1 protein-coding gene is annotated in these 268 nt (G+C 57.5%); it reads right to left on the minus strand.

The genetic code is table 11. The annotated features are described in order from the left end of the window. The coding region (locus SB719_RS20415; protein WP_412159779.1) for an aldehyde dehydrogenase family protein at positions 1-195 on the minus strand (195 nt) is incomplete at its 3' end. Positions 196-268 lie beyond the last annotated feature (73 nt).

Consider the following 268-nt stretch of genomic DNA (forward strand, 5'->3'; position numbering starts at 1 on the left):
GGGCTTCAGCGCGGCCCATTCGCCTTGCGCTTTCAGCGCAGCCGCATAAGCCGCCTCGATCACGCCGGGCGTGGCGGAATAAAGCTTGGCGATCTCTTCACCCGTCGCCGGATAGATGACTGGCAAAGGCTTTCCTGCCTTGTCTTCCACGAATGCGCCGCCGATGAAGTGCGAGGCTTTGGGTTGTACTTTCATTTCTGGTTCCTTGTTTAAGGGAATAGGGGGTAGGGCAGTAAGGCAGTATGTTGTTAAGCGCCGGGAACACGAG

It is taken from the genome of Pantoea sp. SIMBA_079 (assembly GCF_046940275.1).
GTDB classification, from domain to species: domain Bacteria; phylum Pseudomonadota; class Gammaproteobacteria; order Enterobacterales; family Enterobacteriaceae; genus Pantoea; species Pantoea borealis.